Annotated in this window: 1 rRNA gene; it reads left to right on the top strand. The window is 56.8% G+C overall.

What is annotated here, in order from left to right:
• Window positions 1–1,134: ribosomal RNA gene (locus AB0J64_RS57320) — 23S ribosomal RNA — on the top strand; the annotation flags it as partial.
• Between the last annotated feature and the right edge of the window lie 6 nt (window positions 1,135–1,140).

Here is a 1,140-nt window from a genome sequence, read left to right as displayed (position 1 = left end):
ACTGTTTACTAAAAACACAGGTCCGTGCGAAGTCGTAAGACGATGTATACGGACTGACGCCTGCCCGGTGCCGGAACGTTAAGGGGACCGCTTAGTGTGAGTAATCACGCGAAGGTGAGAACTTAAGCGCCGGTAAACGGCGGTGGTAACTATAACCATCCTAAGGTAGCGAAATTCCTTGTCGGGTAAGTTCCGACCTGCACGAATGGCGTAACGACTTCCCCGCTGTCTCAACCGCAGACCCGGTGAAATTGCAGTACGAGTAAAGATGCTCGTTTCGCGCAGCAGGACGGAAAGACCCCGGGACCTTCACTACAGCTTGACATTGGTGTTTGGAACGGCTTGTGTAGGATAGGTGGGAGACTGGGAAGCTCGGACGCTAGTTCGGGTGGAGTCATTGGTGAAATACCACTCTGGTCGTTTTGGATGTCTAACTCTGGTCCGTGATCCGGATCGGGGACAGTGTCTGGTGGGTAGTTTAACTGGGGCGGTTGCCTCCCAAAGAGTAACGGAGGCGCCCAAAGGTTCCCTCAGCCTGGTTGGCAATCAGGTGTTGAGTGTAAGTGCACAAGGGAGCTTGACTGTGAGACTGACGGGTCGAGCAGGAGCGAAAGCTGGGACTAGTGATCCGGCATCGGCGTGTGGAAGCGGTGTCGCTCAACGGCTAAAAGGTACCCCGGGGATAACAGGCTGATCTTCCCCAAGAGTCCATATCGACGGGATGGTTTGGCACCTCGATGTCGGCTCGTCGCATCCTGGGGCTGGAGTAGGTCCCAAGGGTTGGGCTGTTCGCCCATTAAAGCGGTACGCGAGCTGGGTTTAGAACGTCGCGAGACAGTTCGGTCCCTATCCGCTGCGCGCGCAGGAGACTTGAAAGGGGCTGTCCCTAGTACGAGAGGACCGGGACGGACGAACCTCTGGTGTGCCAGTTGTACCGCCAGGTGCACGGCTGGTTGGCTACGTTCGGGAGGGATAACCGCTGAAAGCATCTAAGCGGGAAGCTTGCCTTGAGATGAGGTCTCCCACCCTGTGAGGGGGTAAGGCTCCCGGTAGACGACCGGGTTGATAGGCCGGAGGTGGAAGCACGGTAACGTGTGGAGCTGACCGGTACTAATAGGCCGAGGACTTGACCACAAAGCA

This window comes from Nonomuraea sp. NPDC049695, assembly GCF_040674955.1.
Lineage (GTDB): Bacteria > Actinomycetota > Actinomycetes > Streptosporangiales > Streptosporangiaceae > Nonomuraea > Nonomuraea helvata.
Note: the sequence above shows the minus strand (reverse complement) of the source record. Positions and strands in the feature narration are given on the sequence as shown.